This window comes from Lactobacillus delbrueckii subsp. delbrueckii DSM 20074 = JCM 1012 (assembly GCF_001433875.1).
Classification (GTDB): Bacteria; Bacillota; Bacilli; order Lactobacillales; family Lactobacillaceae; genus Lactobacillus; species Lactobacillus delbrueckii.
In genome coordinates this window covers 1-231 of the sequence record NZ_AZCR01000175.1, presented here as the reverse complement: position 1 = coordinate 231, position 231 = coordinate 1, and the positions used below count along the sequence as shown (strand labels likewise).

Annotated in this window: 1 pseudogene; it reads right to left on the bottom strand. The window is 45.0% G+C overall.

What is annotated here, in order from left to right:
- Positions 1 to 231 (bottom strand): annotated as a pseudogene (locus FD23_RS10865) (RNA-guided endonuclease TnpB family protein); the annotation flags it as partial.

The window sequence follows — 231 nt, the reverse complement described above, 5'->3', positions numbered from 1 at the left end:
TATCGCATGGTTGATAAAGCTTCTGACAGTTTCTTGCGCTGACCGGTAGCTCTTGTCATACGACTTTCTGCCGATATTGTTTTTCTCCAGATTCTTGAGCTTGCCAAGCAGTTTTATTTTCTTCCTCAAAGCAGTCTTAGACAAAGGTTGGTTTGCCTTCTCCAGTTGCTCAAGCTGCTGATTGAGCTGCCAGCGCAAACTCATATATGGCTGGCGATTTGCGTTTCGCTT